The sequence below is a fragment of the Pinibacter aurantiacus genome, assembly GCF_019130065.1.
GTDB lineage: Bacteria > Bacteroidota > Bacteroidia > Chitinophagales > Chitinophagaceae > Pinibacter > Pinibacter aurantiacus.
This window is the reverse complement of sequence record NZ_JAHSPG010000001.1, coordinates 574,677-593,767: the sequence shown is the minus strand read 5'-3', so window position 1 is coordinate 593,767 and position 19,091 is coordinate 574,677. Positions and strand designations below refer to the sequence as shown.

Sequence of the window (19,091 nt, the reverse complement as noted above, 5' to 3'; positions counted from 1 at the left end):
AAGTGGTTATTCAAATCGAAGGTAAGGCAACGCCCAAAATAGTTTTGTACGGGTGGGAGCCTTATACTGACGCCAATTTGGAGAATGGCGCGGCATTGCCTGCATCTACTTTTAGGATTGATATAAATTGACTTTCCCCAACAAATAAATGCGCAAGTGTTATACTTTAAAAACAGGAATAGTAAGATGAAATATTCGCAACAAGACTTAATTGCATTGCAGCAGTTTTATAAAAAACAATTGTTAGGCGATACCGTTCCATTTTGGTTCCCACGCTCATTTGACCATGAGCACGGTGGCTTTTTGTTGATGAGGGACGCAGATGGAGAATTGATCGATGATGATAAAGCAGTGTGGATACAGGGAAGAGCCACGTGGCTTTTGTCGACTTTGTACAACACGGTCGAACAAAAAGAGGAGTGGTTGCAGGGAGCCAAACTCGGTTACGACTTCCTCAATAAATTTTGCTTCGATGCAGATGGACAAATGTTTTTCCATGTAACCAGAGACGGCCGACCCATCCGGAAAAGGCGTTATTTTTTTTCTGAAACATTTTATGTAATTGCTGCCGCCGCTTATGCAAAGGCAAGTGGTGATCAACAAGCGGCCACGAACGCAAGACGTGTGTTTGGCGAGTGCATAGCCTATGCAAGCGGCGAGAAAAAAATGACTCCAAAGTTTACAGAAACGAGAACATCGAAAGGCATTGGCGTACCGATGATCATGATCAATACAGCCCAGCAATTAAGAGAGACCATTGGCGATCCCCGTTGCGATGAATGGATAGAAAAATGGATAACAGAAATTGAAAGGGATTTTGTGAAAGACGATATTAAATGTGTGATGGAGCAGGTTGCTCCAGACGGAAGCATTATAGATCATATTGATGGACGGACACTCAATCCGGGACATGCAATAGAAGGAGCATGGTTCATTCTCCATGAAGCTATTTACAGGAACAACGATAAACGGCTGATTGATTTGGGATGTCGCATGATTGACTATATGTGGGAAAGGGGATGGGACAAAGAATACGGAGGGATTCTGTATTTTCGGGATGTTTACAATAAACCTGTACAGGAATATTGGCAGGATATGAAATTCTGGTGGCCGCACAATGAAGTGATCATAGCTACATTACTTGCGCACTTGATGACGGGTAATGAAAAGTATGCCGGCTGGCATAAACAAGTGCATGATTATTCTTACCATAAATTTCATGATGCAAAAAATGGCGAATGGTTTGGTTATCTGCATAGAGATGGCACATTGGCACAAACAGCTAAAGGCAACCTGTACAAAGGTCCATTTCACCTGCCGCGACAGGAGTGGTATTGTTTGCAAATATTAAATCAATATCTTGAATAGGCAACCTGATAAAACACACTATGAACAATTATACGGCCCATGCAGCAGAGAAAATTTTTACCGGCAACGAATGGCTTGACGACCATGCAATTATTGTCGATGGCGAAATAATCAAGGATGTAGTTGCGCAGAGCAAACTTCCAGCCGACCTCAAATTGAATAACGTTAGTGATGCAATCATTTCTCCGGCATTCATCGATTTGCAGATATACGGAGCAAACGGAAAACTACTTTCTGAACATCCCACGCCGGAAGCATTAACCGATTTGTACAATTATTGCCGTGACGGAGGTGCAGCCTTTTGCATGCCCACTGTTGCAACCAATCATTACGACGTATTTAAGAAGGCAATAGATGCCATTAGAAATTATTGGAAACAGGAAGGTGAAGGTGTTTTGGGAATACATCTGGAAGGCCCATGGATCAATCCGCTAAAACGAGGTGCACATATTGAGTCGCTGGTTCGTTCTCCTTCATTAATTGAAGCAAAAGAACTATTGGAATACGGAAAAGGGGTAATTAAAATAATAACCCTGGCGCCAGAGCAATGCAGCAAAGAAGTAATTGATCTTATTCTTTCCTATGGTATTGTTATTTCCGCGGGCCATAGCAATGCTACTTACAAACAAGCTAAAGAAAGTTTCCGCGCTGGCATAAAAGCTGTTACTCATTTGTATAATGCCATGAGTCCATTACAGCATCGCGAGCCAGGACTGGCAGGCGCGGCAATGGATGATGATAGCGTAATGGCAAGTATTATTCCAGATGGCTATCATGTAGATTATGCGGCGATAAGAATAGCCAAAGCCGTTATGAAAAACAGATTGTTTGTAATTACAGATGCAGTTACGCAAACAACAGCGGGAGCTTATCAGCATGAACTTGCAGGAGACAAATATGAAGCCGCAGGTATTTTAAGCGGTTCTGCATTAACCATGCACAAGGCATTGTTGAACCTGGTGAATCATTGCGGTATAGAAATGGGAGAGGCTATTCGCATGTGCAGTTTATATCCTGCAAGGGTGATGGGTTTGGACAATGAATTGGGAGAAATTAAGAAGGGCTATAAAGCCAAGCTGGTTGCCATTAATCAACAAGAAGGTTCTTGTATCATGTTATAAATTGTCCATTAAAGAGAACAAATAATTGCAATAAAAGAAATGCAAACATCAAAAGCCGGAGGAATAAAATGGTTGGTTGGTGGATTATTATTCGCCATTCTTTGGCCCTCTGCATCCACTGCCACCAAAGCAGGATTAGCAGTGGCACAGCCTTTGGTCATTGCCATTGTGCGGTTTGCGTTGGCGGCATGCATCCTTTTGTTCATAGCACATATCATACAGCGTAAAAGATTACCGGCGGGCAAAGAGTGGAAGCAACTGGCTATTTATGGTTTGCTGAATATCACTATTTATCTCGGATGTTATGTAGTGGCCATGCAAACCGTAACGGCAGGTATTGGTTCGCTGGCAGTTGCTACCAATCCTGTTTTTATCAGTTTTCTTTCTGTTATTTTCTTAAAACAAAAAATGGGATGGCGCATCATTCTTTCATTGGTGATTTGTACACTCGGCGTTGGTTACGCTGCCTGGCCGTTATTCAGTAATGCGTCTGTAACTGCTGGGGGGCTGCTGCTTTTACTGTTTAGCATGCTGTGTTATTCCGCAGCCGCCATTTACTTCTCTTCAAGAACATGGAACAACCTTTCTTTGCTGGTTATTAATGGATGGCAAACATTGTTGGGCGGATTGTTCCTGTTGCCTGCCGTTTTGCTTTCTTATAAGCCGGAACAAAATCATTTTACAAAAACATTTTGGTTGTCAGTGACATGGCTGGCTATTCCCGTTTCAATTGTTTCGGTGCAATTATGGCTATGGCTTTTGTCCATAAACACAGTCAGGGCAGGCCTTTGGTTATTCCTGTGCCCATTGTTCGGGTTCATAATTGCCGCATGGTGGCTGAAAGATGTTATAAGTCTGTACACTGTTATCGGAATTGTTCTTGTTATAACAGGATTGTTGATTTCAAAAAAACGGAACAAGAGCGAAGTGGTTTTTGACTAAAGCTATTTGTTTGTAACAGATGGAGAATGTTGGTCCGGCAGGTAAAGCCAACAGGGTTAACGAGTATAATTTTTTTTGCATTTTCATATAACTTATCGCTCCTACGGAGCTGGCTATTATTTTGCGAAATGTTTACGTGGGCTACGAACGTTTAACCCCTACGGGGTTATTAAAGACACTGGGTGATGGAAAGCTCCGTAGGAGCAAAATGTTCGTAGAATCCAAACCATGACGGTGACAAATACCAGCTCCGTAGGAGCGACATATCAAATTAAAGGATATCACATTGTTAAAAGATTTGCTCTATATTTTTAGAGATCTCAATTCATTTCATAAACTATGAGAATAGCTGTAAAGATTGTTTTCCTGATTATCATTCTCTCATCAGTATTGGCGCAAGCGCAGACACAGATTCGATTGCCCAACCTGAGCGACTCCTTGTTCAGTACTTACTACCAGCAGCGCGTAAGCCATTTTAAACTTTTACCTGCAACGAAAAATGATATTGTTTTTATTGGCAACAGTATTACCGATGGTGCCGAATGGTCCGAGTTGTTTGCAGATATAAATATTAAAAACAGAGGCATTAGCGGCGACATCAGCGCGGGCGTGCTTCACCGCATTGGCGATATTGGCAAACAGAAACCAAAAAAAGTTTTTCTTTTGATAGGAGTCAATGACCTCGCAAAAGGCATCAGTACTGATTCCATTGTAAAAAATATTTTACTTGTTGCCAGTTGGATAAAGCAAGAATCTCCTTCCTCCAAACTGTTCATACAAAGCATTCTTCCGGTATCGGACAGGTTTAAGAAATTTGAAGGGCACACTAATAAAACAGATTCAATCCTGAAGGTAAATAGCAAACTAAACAGCTTCGCTTCAGGCTACGGCTATACATTCATTAATCTCTTTCCTTTCTTCATAAATCAACAGGGCAAATTGAATGAAAAATTCACGAATGATGGTTTGCATTTGTTGGGAGAAGGTTATTTGCTATGGAAGCATATTGTGTTTCCTTATGTTTATGATTTGCAGGCAAAACCATCACTAATCCCTTTGCCACAACAACTCACATGGAACAACGGATTTTTTCCATTATACAAGTGCCACTCCATTATGGTTACCGATAATGCTTTGATGAAGGAAGCAGAAAAATTGAAAGCCATATTTACTGAAAAAGGATTGCAAACCTCCATCAGCAACAAAGCTGGTAAAGATGAAACGGATATTGAATTGCGATTAAATGCCCAGGTTCCCGGCATGACAGATGAAGGCTACGCAATGAATGTTTCTGAAAATAAAATTCTTCTGACTGCTAAAACAACGCATGGGATTTTTAATGGCATTCAAACATTACGGCAGCTGATGAGAGATGGCGCAATGATTGATGCCTGCGACATTACGGACCATCCTACATTTTCCTGGCGCGGATACATGATTGATGTGGGCAGAAACTATATGTCAATGAAATTCCTGAAGGAACAGATTGATGTGATGGCCATGTATAAAATGAATGTGTTTCATTTTCATGCGACTGAAGATATAGCATGGAGATTGGCAAGCAAACAATATCCGCAGTTAACGGCCCCTGAAAATATGCTTCGCAATAAAGGCATGTATTATACCGAAACGGAGATAAAGGAATTGATAACTTTCTGCAAAGAAAGATACATCACATTCGTTCCTGAAATTGATATGCCTGGCCATAGTGCGGCTTTCAAAAGGGCTATGAAAACAGATATGCAGAGTGATTCAGGAATGCTAATGGTGAAAAATATTCTGAAAGAATTTTGCGCAACTTATGATGTGCCGTTCATTCACATTGGTGCTGATGAAGTAAAAATTACTAGCAAAAATTTTGTTCCCGAAATGACAGCCTGCATCGAAAGCCTTGGCAGGAAAGTAATTGGCTGGCAACCGGGTGGGAATTTTACCGGAAGCACCATTCGCCAATTGTGGATGGATGATAATGCACATCACGCATCGGGAAATGAGGTACAGTATATTGATTCGAGACATTTGTACCTGAACCACATGGACCCGCTGGAAGCAGTTACAACAATTTTCAACCGCAGGATAGCAGATAAAGAAAAGGGAGATGCGACCACATTGGGTGGCACCATTTGTATGTGGCCCGACAGGGCCGTTGGCAAGGAAGAAGATGTGCTACAAATGAATCCTGTTTATCCCGGTGTGCTTGCATTTGCAGAAAGATGTTGGCGCGGCGGCGGTCGCAGCGGCTGGGTTGCGAATATTGATGATGGCGATAAAAAACAATTCATAGATTTTGAAGGGCGGCTTCTTGAAAACAAGAAAATCTATTTCAACGATAAAATATTCAATTACGTTAAGCAATCCGATATTGTTTGGAAGTTGTATGGACCGTATGATAATGGTGGTGATCTGGCAAAACAATTTTTGCCTGAAACAAAAAAAGGTGATAAAGCAAACAGTAAGTTTTATAAAGAGGTAACCGGCGGCACCATTGTGCTCCGGCATTGGTGGGCACCCTTAATAAAAGGTGCCATTGAAAATCCTAAAGATAGCACTACGTGGTACGCTACAACATCCATTTGGGCGGATGAAGATGGTGTAAAGAACTTTTGGATAGGGTTCAATAATATTTCGAGGTCACCTGCTACAGATTCTCCGCCGCTGGATGGCTGGGACACCAAAAACAGTGCAGTGTGGGTGAATGGAAAATTAATTGCATCGCCTGTTTGGTTAAGGGGCGGACAGAAAGGAAATTCTGAAATACCCTTAAATGATGAAGGCTATGAATACCGCAGTCCCACAAAAATATATTTAAGAAAAGGTTGGAACGATGTTTTGATTAAAGCACCAATAGGAAGCTTTAAAGGGAAAGACTGGCAGAATCCGGTGAAGTGGATGTTTACTTTTGTCGAAATAAATTAAAAATTCAAAAGAGGGTCGTACCAGAAGCAACATTTTTGACTTCTTAATTTTTACTTTTTACTTGCTCTTTAACTACCACATGCTTTATGTTTGAACGATTGAAGGTGTAAGTAATGTGAATGAGGCCATCGCTTGTTTGAATAATTGCGGGATAACTGAATTCTTCCGTAGTGCCATGCTCAAGTGTCAGGATATCTTGCCATTTCTCACCGTCTTCTGAAACAGCTACTTTAAGGTTAGCGCGATTGTTGAACCATTCTTTGCCAGGCACGTCAGGGTTGTACACGATTAGTTGTTTGCCATTTTTTAGCGTAACTGCATCAGTACCTGAATTAGGATTGAGCAATTGGGTTTTGGACAATGCGCTCCACGACTTTCCATTATCATTCGATCTGGACTGAACGACGTTTCCCTGTTTGCTTCTGCAAAGTATTTGCAGTTTTTTGTTTCCGTAAAGAAGTATGCTTGGTTGAATCACATCAAACTTAGATGCAGTATCTACCGGGATAGATGTCCAGTCGGTTAGGCTTTCATCTGTTTTTTCTATAAAAGCTTTCCAATGCTCGTCAGTATATTCAACACTGGAAGGGCATAGGATAGTGCCATCTTTCAGTTGCACGGGTTTGTTTTTAATAGGGCCCAGTATTCCGTTTGGCAAGTGGGTCGCATTTGACCATGTCTGTCCCTGGTCATTGGAAACTTTATATAGCCCCTGCCATGTACGCGGATTGGGGCCTACTTTATAAAACAAAATGAGCGCTCCGTTCTTTTTTGTAAACAGGACCGGGTTCCAGCATGGATACCTGAGTGTGTCGTTTACAACACCATCAGCAGCTTGTTTGGGAATGACAGAGCCATCGGGTAATATTTTCCCCGTCCAGATAACAACATCTTTATTCCCTTCGTAAGCGCCTCCAAAACAGGCAACCACAATTTCTCCATTCTTTGTTTCTGTAATGGTGGATGCATGGCAGGCTTTGAATGGAGGGTTGTTAAACAAAAGACGCTCACTGATTATTGTCCATTTTGACTGGCTGTGAACATTTTGAATGGTAACAATCAGTACACTCAAAATGTATAACCGGTTTAATATTCTTTTATTCATAGCTGCTTATTGAATACCTTTTTTGCACGGAAAGAAAGATATGACAAATAATCTTTTCTAAAATCTTCGAAGCAACTTGTTTATATGGAATAGGGCTTAGGGGAATTTCTTTATCTTTTATGCGAACCATATCGTTGCAGATAGAAGAAATTTTATCTGTCATGACGATAAAAAACTTATGTACACGCGCATGTGAACCGGGTGGGAGTTTTTCTCCAATCGCACGCATGGTTAAATGCTCTATAAACCCTGTCATTTTATCTTGAACATTTTGTAGAACCTGATAAATAGTGTTTGGACCTGCCAACTTTTTATTTTCTTTATTGTTAACCTTCTACATGTCTCTGTAAACTAAGCTGGTACAGGTGACAAAGTATACAACCGGCAAGGAAGAATGTGACCCGGTGTGTCAAAAAACTAATCATTAACATTTATCAATTTAAAAAGCTGATCCATGGAGCAACAAACAAAAAAGTTCAATTGGCTGGTGACAGCTGGGATGCTGCTATTGGCAACGACGACCGCCCATGCCCAACAAAAAAAACCAAATATTCTCGTGATTTTTGGTGACGATGTTGGCCAAACTAACATCAGTGCCTATTCGTTTGGCGTTGTGGGTTACAAAACGCCGAACCTTGATAAACTGGCGAAAGAGGGTTTAATGTTTACAGATTACTATGCAGAAAATAGCTGCACAGCCGGTCGTTCTACCTTTATAACAGGACAATGTGCAAAGCGTACAGGGCTTTCAAAAGTAGGTGTGCCAGGTGCACCTGTCGGGCTGCAAGATCGCGATATTACAATTGCCCAGGCTTTAAAACCCCTTGGGTATTCTACAGGTCAGTTTGGCAAAAACCATTTGGGAGATAGAGATGAATATTTACCCACCAAGCATGGATTCGATGAGTTCTTTGGTAATTTATACCATCTGAATGCAGAGGAAGAGCCCGAACACGCGGCATGGCCAAAAGATGATCCTGCTTTTAAGAAAGCGTATCAACCTCGTGGAGTTATTCATTCAACTGCTGACGGCAAAATTGAAGATACAGGCCCGCTTACCATCAAAAGAATGGAAACCATAGATGATGAAACTACTACCGCCTGCATGAATTGGATCAAGAAGCAAGCTCAATCAGGCAAGCCCTTTTTTAGCTGGATGAATTTTACTCGTATGCACCTTCATACACATATTCGTCCATCTATGCAGGGAAGAGCAGGAATGCCGGGTAACGACTATGCTGATGGTATGCTGGAAATGGATGACAACGTGGGCAAACTGATGGCATTGTTGGATGAGTTAAAAATTACCGACAATACCATCGTTATTTTTACTACAGATAATGGCCCTAACCAATTTAGCTGGCCAGATGCTGCGACCACTCCGTTCAGAAGCGAAAAAAATACCAACTGGGAAGGCGCTTTTCGCGTGCCTGCATTTGTACGCTGGCCCGGACATATTAAACCAGGTGGCATTACTAACGAAATGTTTTCAGGCCTCGACTGGTTTCCAACGCTTTTAGCGGCAGCGGGCAATGCCAACATAACAAGCGATTTGTTGAAAGGTGCCAGTGTAGGTGGCAAAACATTTAAAGTTCATTTGGATGGCTACAACCAGCTGGATTTTTTAACTGGTAAGACTGATAAAAGTGCACGTAAAGAGTTCATTTATTTTAATGACGATGCACAGCTAGTAGCCATACGATGGGGAAACTATAAAACAGTATTTCGTCAACAGTCTGCACCGGCAGGCTTTGATGTGTGGAAAGATCCGTTCATTCTTTATCGTGTGCCAAAACTGTTTAATCTTCGAATGGACCCGTATGAGAGGGCAGACTTAACTTCATATGTATATTATCAGTGGGTTGTTGATAATGATTTTTTAGTCTTTCAAGGGGGCTTGCATGCCATTGAATTTCTTCAAACGTTTATCAAGTATCCACCTTCCCAGTTACCGGCAAGTTTTTCACCAGATGGAGTAGAGGATGAGATCAACCAGATCAATTCTCAAATATTAAAAGTTAAAGCACCTGTCTCATCTGAAAAATAGTGGGGTAAACATACAATCACGTTTGTGTAGGGTTTACACATTCGGTGAAGGTTAACATATTCTCAGGAGGTATTTAAGTAAGAAGAGGTTTGCAGAGCAATTTTGCAAACCTCTTCTTATTTAAATAAATTCAAGTGTGCCAAAATAAAAAAGGCTGCACTCCTTGCGAGTACAGCCAGTCGTTTTGGTTAATAGTGAGTGAAGCGTATAGTGATGGATTTCGTATCTATCGTATATCTGGTGCGGGAAGCAGAATGCCTCCAAACAAAAGCCAGGCCCAAAGTAGCGTCCATAAAATATTAAATAGTTGAGCGCCGACGAAAGCCAGGGCCGGCCGGCCGCCGTCCATTTTGTACAAATCGGAAAACCGCGCTTCCAGCCCAATGGAGACAAATGCCAACGCAAACCAAATCGTGCGCAAACTGCTGAAGATGCCAGATACTTGTTTGCCGGTATCGCCCGGAATCAAAAATGAAAAAAGTATAGAAGCGGCAATAAAACCGATAACGAATTTTGGGAAGCGTTCCCAAACCAATCTTAATGATGGTTTTTCCGCGTTCTCATTCACACCTGCGGTTTTGCGCCATACCCACCATCCTGCAATGAAAAATGCTGCAACACCTATCAATACATTTTGTGAAAATTTAATGATCACACCCGCTTTGGTTGCGATAGGCCCAACCAGTTCAGACGCTGCCGTTACAGAGGCTGTCGTGTCGAGCGTGCCGCCGAGCCATGCGCCGCCTACTACTTCTGATATGCCCAATTCTCTTATGATCCATGGCATGAAAACAAGCATGGGAATAGCAACAAGAAGCACCAGCGTGGTGATATAAGATAACTTCTTCTTATCGCCATTGATTGCTCCACACGCAACGATTGCTGCAGATACGCCGCAAATAGAAACGGCAGAGGCAAGTATTACTCCGAATTCATCATCAACCTTCAATCGGCGCGCTAACCAAAGTGCAAAGAACCACACTGCAGCTACAACAAAGATCGCTTGCAGGATGCCCGGCAGTCCCGCCTTTACAATGTCTGTAAAAAGAATGCTGGTGCCAAGAATTACAAGTCCGGTTTTAATGAAGAATTCAGAACGTGCCGCTTCTTTGATCCAGTCTGGTAACTTAGTTAGATTGCCTAATAACAAACCTATCGTCAATCCGAATACCACGTATTCAATGCCATAATAGCTAATGGTCTTGTTGCCGGAAACTACAAGTGAAACCAGCGCCAAAAGATAGATTGTCAGAAAACCTAAAATGAATCGGCGCACATTGCCTCCCGAAAACAAAATAGCAATGGACGATAATGAACAAAATACTGCGCCAATAATAACCAATAGAAAAAGGTTATTGAATGACAACACTTTTGTGAGCAAATCTGCTGAAGTCGCCCACTGGAAAACAGGCGTTTTAAAATGAAGGTCAGGTGATAGGAAAGCTCCCACCAATATGCCGGTTACCAATAGTCCTGCGATTATTACGGCCCATACATCTTCGTGCAAACCCTTTAGGATATTGCGTTTTGTCGCAACTGGAATTGCCAGTTCCGGCGATAAAGTGTTGCTGTTAATTGTTTCGTTTGACATGCGCTTTGTTGGTTGTTGTATCCTGGAAAAATGAACGATTTTAAAATCGTTTTCTAATCGTTAAGGATGTTTTATAAATAAGTTGTCGATGGTTTAAAATGCAGAAACCAGTTTTTATGGCCGCAAAATAATTCCTTTATATAAGTCTACAAAAATAATAGACTAGTTTATTAGAATAGATCTTTCAATACACGGCTGGCAGCGTGATAGCCGCACATTCCATGTACGCCACCACCCGGTGGTGTAGAAGCCGAGCATATGTAAATACCTTTTGTTGATGTTCTGTAAGGTGAATAACGCAATGCCGGCCTGGTAAACAGTTGCCCGATATCAGTAGCGCCTCCGATCACATCTCCTCCGATATAATTGGCATTGTATTGCTCCAACTGGCTCGTGTTGAATGTGTGCCTTCCAATGATTCTTTCTTTGAAGCCGGGAGCAAACCTTTCCACCTGGTTCTCTATAGCTGTTGTCATATCTTTTGTTGAACCGTTTGGTACATGGCAATATGCCCATGCAACATGCTTCCCTTCAGGTGCTCGCGATGTATCGAACAGGCTTTGCTGTGCGAGCAAGACAAAAGGTTTGTCAGGATGAGATCCATGCCATGTTGCTTTTTCATTGGCTGCTATCTCTGTTAATGTGTTGCCGATGTGGACTGTTCCCGCTTGCCTGCATTCTGCTGCCGTAAAGGGAATGGCATCGTCGAGTGCCCAGTCAATTTTGAACACGCCCATGCCGTAGCGGTATTTGCTTAATTGCGATTTGTATATCGACGAAAAATCGTGACCTGCGATCTGCAATAATTGTTTTGGCGAAACATCAAACAAAACGGCACGTGCCGAAGGCAATTGTTTCAATGAACTTATCGGAGTGCCTATTTCTATTTTTCCTCCCAGCGATAAGAAATATGATGTCATAGCATCGGCAATCACTTGCGAGCCTCCTTTTGGTATTGGCCATCCTTCAGCATGTGCAGCGATCGTAAGCACCAATCCAATTGCGGAAGTGGTAAGGCGATCAAGTGGCTGTACAGAGTGCGCAGTAATTCCTGCCCATAGCCCCTTTGCTTTTTCTGTTTGAAAACGTTTCGCAAATTGCGTAGCGGGCAACAATGCTTTTAATCCAAAGTCTGCAAACGAAATGGGCGCTTCAGGAAAATGCAATGGACCCAACACATCATGTTGGATCGATTTCCATTGTTTCACCAGCTTGCCGAAAACTTTTTGATAGACTTCTTTATCGCTGTTTAACAATTGCGCTGTGGTTTCCAGGGAACGGGTAAGCACTGCAGCGCTGCCGTCATCAAATGGATGGGCTGCAGCATTTGTAGGCTGTATCCATTCCAATCCAAAATCATGCAGAGGCAATGTTTTAAAAAACGGCGACATGACAGCCATGGGATGTATGGCAGAACATACATCGTGTTTAAATCCCGGCAATGTAAGTTCTGCGGTGCGCATGCCGCCGCCAATGGTTTCCTTCGCTTCTATCAGCAATACCGATAGTCCTGCCTGTTGTAAAGTGATCGTTGCGGCAAGACCATTTGGCCCTGCGCCTACAACCACTGCATCATAATCCTTTCTTTCGTTCTTCATTATTTCCATTTTTCCGGTTTAAACAAAACGCTGCCATCACGTTTTATTATCCATGCGGTAATAGGGTTGAGGTGATAACCTCCCATGTCGGTTCCACGGGCGTCGATTAGTTGCTGCAATGTTGGTTGCGTATATCCGGTTTCATCAATGGCCCTGCTCATGATCTCCGTTTCATTACCGTTCCATTTCCATAAAAAGCGGAAACGTGTGTGCGCTTTGTCCAGCACTGGTTCCTGCAGAGTTGCAGGATACCATTTTTTTCCTGCATCCACACTTACTTCAACTCTTAATATTTTTCCTCGTCCGCTCCAAGCAAGTCCTTTTATTTCCACCCAACCCTTGTCCAGCTGAACAGGGTAGGCGGGAAATGTAATGATGGAGCGTGCATCCATATCAAAACTAAATTGTCTTATTTTCCCATCCTTTATATTCTCCGTATACTTTGATGTTTCTTCCCTTGTCATAAATGGCTGATCAGATACTTCGATGCGCCTGATCCATTTTACATTGGTATTGCCTTCCCATCCCGGCAGAAACAACCGTGCCGGATAACCTTGCTGTGGTCGCAGCGCTTCACCATTTTGACCATAGGCAATCATTGCATCGTTCCAGCCTTTGCCCATCGGTATGCTTCTTGTCATTACTGCTGCATCAGAACCTTCTGCGAGAAACCATGTAGCCTTGGGGCTTGCACCCACTTCTCTGAACAATGTGGATAGCATAACTCCCGTCCATTCACTTTGACTGGTCAAACCACAAATTTCCTGCGGTGTCATTTCCTGTTTACCACTTCTAAAGTTACCGGAGCATTCGAGAAATGCAATGCGAGATACAGAAGGAAATCGTTTCAGATCGTTCAATGTAAATGTCATCGGTTTTTTCACCATGCCATGAATGACCAGCTTATACGCAGTTGGATCAATGACAGGCACGCCGCCATGATGTCTTTCAAAATGCAGATCAGAAGGAGTGATGGTGCCATAGAGACTTTGCAAAGGTGTACGTGAAGAAGTGTCTGACGTTTTCTTTGCGAGTTGTTCAAACGGAGAACGAGTACCCACAGCGCCCGGAGGCGGCCCCTGTACTTTTGTAGGATCGGGTGGAGCGGATGCAGGCTTGGCAACAGCAGCCGGCACGAACTGTCCCGTTGTCGTTTTAACAAGGGCAATAACGGCGCTTGCGGCCACTGATCCCAGCAGCAGTCTCCTGTTTATTTTTTTACTATCGTTAAATGAATATTCCTTTTCTTCTTTTGGTCTTTCCATGTCAAAGCTGTTTTACATAGCATCTTATCTTATCTCCGGGCCGCCGCGTCTGTCATCATCCACATAGTACTGTCGTGCAGGCATCACTACTTTGGGCAAGCTCTTTGCATCCATGTTTTTCGTAGAGTCGATGATTTTGTTGCGATACAAAAGATACGCGGTCAGGCTATACACTTCATCATCTTTCAAGGAACCCGGCATGTTATAAGGCATCGTGCGGCGGATATAATCAAACAGGGTAGTGGACCACGGCCAATAATTACCGATTGTTTTTGCCTTAACGGTATCGCCCATTGCGCCAACAAGACGGGCGTATGCGCCACCTTCACCTTCCTTGCCGTGACATGCCGCACATTTCTGTGTGAATATCACTTTGCCTTCTGTTGCATTGCCCGAGCCGTATGGTAATCCTTTGCCATCGGGCCGCACATCTATGTCCCAGGCTTTTATTTCTGCGTTCGTTGCTTTTCTGCCAATGCCAAATGTTGCGGGCATCTCTGTTATGATCTTTGTTTCAGTTGCACTGTCTATCTTACTTAGTGCTGCCGAATTTTTGTTGTAAACAATCATTTCATCTTCCTGCCTGCCTTTGCATGAAGCGATGTACAACGCGGCCAGAAATAAAAGCAGCATTTTGTATCTCACTGTTTGTTCAATATTTTCCAGCCTGGAGGCTGCTTTCAGTTAATGCATAATTTCTGTTGATCCTGTCCAGTACCACATAAATCGAATCCTTGTTCTCATTGATGCCGCTCAGAAAAATCCTGGAACCATCCTGTGTGTCATATTTCAAAACCATGCGGTTTCTGTTTTCGTCATTACGCACATTTTTTAATTCTCTTTTTCTGCGGGTAGAAATAGCATTCTTATCTATTTTGTACACTTCGTTGCCAATGTTAGCGAGTGCATCTTTAGGTATCCAGTTGTCCTCTTCTTTTTCTATTTTGGTTTTGTCTCTATTCCTTTTGCCTTTGCCTTTGTCTGCACTTTCATTATTGGATGATGGGTCCGGATCACCTGTATAATCGCCATCTTCGCCACCTCCGCGTCGTGCTTTATATTTATCCTGCAGGTAAAGTGTTTTGTTTTGTTCATCTGCATAGTAATGGAATACTCTTTGGCCTCCACCTACGCCGGTAAGTTCAAACGTGCGATACAAGTCTCTTTGAGGGCTGCCACCACCATTCGAAAGATCGAGTGGGTTAGGCTTGTTCACTCTGAAGGTAAGCGTGGTCCAGTTTTCGAACGTTGCTTCGTTCCATCTTACAGTATCTAGAGGAGAATAAGGAATCACTTTGTTGTTGATGCGGAATTCGCTTACAGTATAATTTCCTCTTAAAGTTTTCACACCGGCAACAGAAGGTTGTTTGTATGGATCATATCTCCAGTTGATGAACTGCAGATAGAAAAGTACACCTAGGAAAATTAATATCGTTGCGCTTTTTAATGTTGCGCGTGTAAGGCGCAACCATTTTGGAAATGCAGGATAAAAATTTACGGGAACAGTAAAACGTTCGAGGATAAAGAGGTTGTATATTTTTGGAAGATCATTGATCAATAGAAAGCCCGCAAGCAATACAAAATAGCTGCTGTATCCATGTACACCACCATCGTATGCAAAGTTCACATACACGATATCTCCCAATGCTCCGAAAAGCAATATTGCTCCCAATGTTGTGGTTCTTCTGAAAAATAGCAATGTGCCTGCGGTCAATTCAACAACACCCGCAAACACCTGGTACCACGGCACTATACCGATGGATAACCAATAGATCTTTTGAGAAGTGAGATCTCCAAAATCGGTGTTGAGCACACCAAGTGAAGGATAAGGCATTTGAACCGGCAATAGTTTCGTGAAACCAAAACCGATAATACCGATTGCTGCTCTGTATCGCACAATGGCACGAAGCCAGTAATAGGCAGTGTTGTATTCCTGTCTTTCTTTTTTTAGTGCCTTTGCGGTAAATGTCCAAACTAATGCAGCTGCGATGGAAAACAGTAAGGTGTTGATCCATACTGCATAACCCAGCAAAGAGTTTCCAAATATTTTGTTGCCGAACCACGTGATACCGGAGTTGAAGCGTGCGATATCATAGAGGTCGCGGTAGTGCAGGCTTGTCCAGTCGATGTGTGCAACCAATTTATACCAACCCCAGCTATTGGGGATAGACAAAATGATGAAGAATATGAAAGCAATGCGAAAAAGGAAACGTTGATAAGGTTTCCATACAGAAAGCTTTTCTTTCAGTTGCTTTTTATTCACAGCTTCGGGTGCCTCTTGTGGCAGCGAGTCTGTGTAAGGAGTATTTCTAATGGCTTCTATTGTTGACATGATATTGCTATTTATTTTTTATAACAGTTGATCAGAGCTTTAATGCTTTGCCGCGATGTTGTTTTGCCGCTTCCTTCAACAGATACTTTTTGTCGATCTTATCCAGCACTACATACAACGAATCATTGTTTTGATCTGTGCCGGTAAGAACAATTTGTTTTCCATCTGTTTTTGCGTAAGTCAAATGAAGCGTCTCGCTCGCATAGTTCTTATTTCTGTTGTGCAATACAAGCGCATGACTTGCCGTGTCTGCATCATAGCTGTAATAGTGTCTGCCACCGGAGCCTTCGAGTTCGTACGTTCTCAGGCTGTCTGCTTCTGTAAGTCGGTCCGTGTTGGAAGAGTCGATCTGTACCGGCCTGCTGGAGCGGATGCTTACTGTGTTCCATGTTTCAAACACGACATCTTTCCATCTGCGGGGATCTGTTTGTGAATAGGGAAGCGCTTGTCCGTTCACGCGATATTCGCTTACGTTGTAGATGCCGCTCACGCCAGCAAGGCCTTTGGCATTAGGGTATTGATAACTGTCTTTATGCGATCCTGACCATGTTTTTACCCCATACAATATCACGAAGAAGAACACCGCAAAACTCTTCAATCCGATGCGCAAATATTTTTGCCATGGTTTCTCAGACGCAGGAATATACTTATGTGGTGCAGTCGGTTTTTGAAGAATAAGCAAGTTGAAGAGGCGTTGCAGATCGTGTGCAATAACAAAAAATGCAAGTGTGATCAGGTAAAAACTATACACCACTTGTCCGCCATCATACGCGATGTTCGAAACAAACACGTTGCCCGTAAATACAAGGATAAGGAAAGCGCCAATGGACGCAGTCTTTCTCGATAATAAAAGTAAACCAAACGTTGTTTCGACAAGGCCGAGGAAAAATTCATAGGAAGGAACAATGCCGAGGCTTAGGGAGAACAATTTCCACCTGTTGAAATCTCCGTAAGCCGTGTTCAAATTACTGAGTGAAGGATAAGGAGACTGCAGATTGAAAACTTTCAGTAGCCCGTAAGCGACAAGGGCTATGGCCAAACGATAGCGCACAACGGTTCGTATCCAGTAGTAAAGACGATCATAATTTGTTGTACGATTCTTATCGGTGATGGTCCACGCCGTTGCGCCTATAACGGCAAGAAGAAAAATGAACAACCAGTTGCCAAATCCATCGCCTGTAAATTGTGGCGAATAGTGGGCGAGTGTGAAGATGTCCCCGTAATGAAGCGACGCCCAGTTGATGGAAAAAAGTTGTTGATAAAACTTCCAGTCAACAGGAATGGCTTGTATGAAAAAATAGATGAAGAAGATGCGGAACACGATCTTTTCAACATTCGTCCATACAGGTGAATCAGCAGAAGTGGAGGCTGTAGTCATAATGATGAACTTTTAGCAATTGTTAAGAATATTTGTTTAGTTATAGCCGGGATTTTGTTTGAGTGCAGGATCGAGTAGTACTTGCTGACTTGGCAGTGGCAGAATGTATTTAGTGGTATCTGTCACGCCCAGCACAGCAGCGGCTCTGTTTGTTCTCACAAGATCGAACCAGCGATGAGGTTCAAATGCAAATTCCACACGACGCTCATTCTCTATCGCTAATAATACATCTGCCTGAGTTGTAGCCGTGCTTGCATCAAGGCCAGCCCTTGCACGTACTGCATTCAAGTCGAACAATGCACCGCTTGCTCCGGTAAGAAGATTTTGTTGCGCCCTTGCTTCAGCTCTGATAAGAAAGAGTTCCGCGATCCTTATCACGTATGAAGCGGAGGAAGTAGTGCTCGGGTACAATGTGCCATACCAGCGGTTCTGGTTATCTTTTGCAACAAGCGCACTGCGATTGCCTCCGATGGTAGCATTGTTTGCCAGAGCAACGAATGCATCGTTTGGTGCCCATTGTCTTGTGCCGCCTAAAGTTTGAGGCAACCACTGACCGCCATGGCCGTTGGTTTCTGTGGTTCCATTATAATAGATCTCAAATACTGATTCTACCGTGCCTCTTGCGCCATTCGCAAAAAAAGAATTGTAAGGCGACTTCAATTGATAGTTCGTTACATCGCTGATTACTTTGGTTGCATATGACTCCGCTTTTGCCCAATCTCCCTGGTACAGATAGTAGCGGGATTTCAATGCCCACACAGTTTTTGCCGTAGCACGGTAGCGATTGGTAGAAGCCGGGAGCAATGCTTCTGCTTTGTTTAGGTCATTCAAAACCTGTGCATAGGTTTCCTGTTTAGTGCTTCTTGCAACGCCTGAATTGTCTGTAGCTGTTAATGTCGGTTTCAGGATAAGTGGCACGCCACCCCATGTACGTACGAGGTCGAAGTAAGCGAGAGCTCTTAGAAAATAAGCTTCGCCCAGTAATTGATTTTTATTGTCTTCACTAAAATGAGGGTCTTGCAGTGTAGGCACTTTATCAATCACATTATTTGCACGGTTAATGGCAACATATATTTGGCCCCATGCCGCACTGATTGTGGAGTTATCAGATCTCACATTGTGATTGATGAATTCCTGTACTTGTGATTGTGAACCTGTCCATTGCACATTGTCGCCGGACAGATAGCCGATTGACTGGAAGCTGGTGCCGTAATAACTGCCATTTGCGAATGCGTTGTAAATGCCGCGCACAGCTTCTGTTGCAGAGGTAACATCAAATATTGTCTGTTCATCGGAAACGGATTCTTTTGGCTGTACTTCCAAAAATTTCTGGCAGGAAGCAAGGGAAAGTGAAACAGTTGCCGATAGTATATAATTGCGAAATTTCATGGTCATATTTTTTTACTGGCATGTGCCAGGTGGATATTC

14 protein-coding genes are annotated in these 19,091 nt (G+C 42.9%); 5 read left to right on the top strand and 9 right to left on the bottom strand.

Annotation, left to right across the window (positions count from 1 at the left end):
- The first annotated feature begins 186 nt into the window (after nt 1-186).
- From KTO63_RS02155 to KTO63_RS02140, 4 genes are all read left to right on the top strand, one after another.
- A complete protein-coding gene (locus KTO63_RS02155) occupies nt 187-1,368 on the top strand; it encodes an AGE family epimerase/isomerase (protein ID WP_217789477.1) in 1,182 nt (393 codons plus the stop codon).
- Between the two features lie 20 nt (nt 1,369-1,388).
- Nucleotides 1,389-2,489, top strand: coding sequence for an N-acetylglucosamine-6-phosphate deacetylase (nagA, locus tag KTO63_RS02150; protein WP_217789476.1), 1,101 nt, complete (start codon nt 1,389-1,391; stop codon nt 2,487-2,489).
- A gap of 39 nt (nt 2,490-2,528) precedes the next feature.
- Nucleotides 2,529-3,431, top strand: coding sequence for a DMT family transporter (locus KTO63_RS02145; RefSeq protein ID WP_217789475.1), 903 nt, complete (start codon nt 2,529-2,531; stop codon nt 3,429-3,431).
- Between the two features lie 339 nt (nt 3,432-3,770).
- Nucleotides 3,771-6,347 (top strand): family 20 glycosylhydrolase, encoded by a 2,577-nt coding sequence (locus KTO63_RS02140; protein WP_217789474.1) that lies wholly within the window; start codon nt 3,771-3,773, stop codon nt 6,345-6,347.
- Nucleotides 6,348-6,390: 43 nt separating this feature from the next.
- Here KTO63_RS02140 and KTO63_RS02135 read toward each other — a convergent pair whose 3' ends face one another.
- Both KTO63_RS02135 and KTO63_RS02130 read right to left on the bottom strand, forming a co-directional pair.
- On the bottom strand, nt 6,391-7,452 hold the full coding sequence (locus KTO63_RS02135) for a sialidase family protein (RefSeq protein WP_217789473.1): 1,062 nt from the start codon (nt 7,450-7,452) through the stop codon (nt 6,391-6,393).
- Nucleotides 7,445-7,759: a LytTR family transcriptional regulator DNA-binding domain-containing protein gene (locus tag KTO63_RS02130; RefSeq protein ID WP_217789472.1), complete on the bottom strand. Its 315-nt coding sequence runs from the start codon at nt 7,757-7,759 to the stop codon at nt 7,445-7,447. Before KTO63_RS02130 ends, KTO63_RS02135 begins: the two co-directional genes overlap by 8 nt.
- 147 nt (nt 7,760-7,906) lie before the next feature.
- Between KTO63_RS02130 and KTO63_RS02125 the strand changes: the two genes are divergently transcribed.
- Complete coding sequence (locus KTO63_RS02125; RefSeq protein WP_217789471.1) at nt 7,907-9,499, top strand: arylsulfatase; 1,593 nt, start codon at nt 7,907-7,909, stop codon at nt 9,497-9,499.
- 226 nt (nt 9,500-9,725) lie between these two features.
- Here the strand turns inward: KTO63_RS02125 and KTO63_RS02120 are convergent, their stop codons facing one another.
- The 7 genes from KTO63_RS02120 to KTO63_RS02090 all read right to left on the bottom strand — a co-directional run bounded on the left by KTO63_RS02120 (nt 9,726) and on the right by KTO63_RS02090 (nt 19,052).
- Complete coding sequence (locus KTO63_RS02120; protein ID WP_217789470.1) at nt 9,726-11,090, bottom strand: YeiH family protein; 1,365 nt, start codon at nt 11,088-11,090, stop codon at nt 9,726-9,728.
- A 170-nt stretch (nt 11,091-11,260) separates the two neighbouring features.
- Nucleotides 11,261-12,688 carry a phytoene desaturase family protein gene (locus KTO63_RS02115; protein ID WP_217789469.1) on the bottom strand — a complete coding sequence of 476 codons (1,428 nt, stop codon included), beginning with the start codon at nt 12,686-12,688 and terminating at the stop codon, nt 11,261-11,263.
- On the bottom strand, nt 12,688-13,953 hold the full coding sequence (gene soxC, locus KTO63_RS02110) for a sulfite dehydrogenase (RefSeq protein WP_217789468.1): 1,266 nt from the start codon (nt 13,951-13,953) through the stop codon (nt 12,688-12,690). Before soxC ends, KTO63_RS02115 begins: the two co-directional genes overlap by 1 nt.
- 24 nt (nt 13,954-13,977) lie before the next feature.
- Nucleotides 13,978-14,586, bottom strand: a complete 609-nt coding sequence (locus tag KTO63_RS02105; protein WP_217789467.1) for a c-type cytochrome — start codon at nt 14,584-14,586, stop codon at nt 13,978-13,980.
- Between the two features lie 19 nt (nt 14,587-14,605).
- Entirely contained in the window at nt 14,606-16,285 is a 1,680-nt protein-coding gene (locus KTO63_RS02100; protein WP_217789466.1) for an MFS transporter, read from the bottom strand.
- A 31-nt stretch (nt 16,286-16,316) separates the two neighbouring features.
- Entirely contained in the window at nt 16,317-17,663 is a 1,347-nt protein-coding gene (locus tag KTO63_RS02095; protein ID WP_217789465.1) for a DoxX family protein, read from the bottom strand.
- A gap of 36 nt (nt 17,664-17,699) precedes the next feature.
- The gene (locus KTO63_RS02090) at nt 17,700-19,052 is read right to left on the bottom strand and encodes a RagB/SusD family nutrient uptake outer membrane protein (protein ID WP_232372989.1); all 1,353 of its coding nucleotides are present in this window, start codon (nt 19,050-19,052) and stop codon (nt 17,700-17,702) included.
- Between the last annotated feature and the right edge of the window lie 39 nt (nt 19,053-19,091).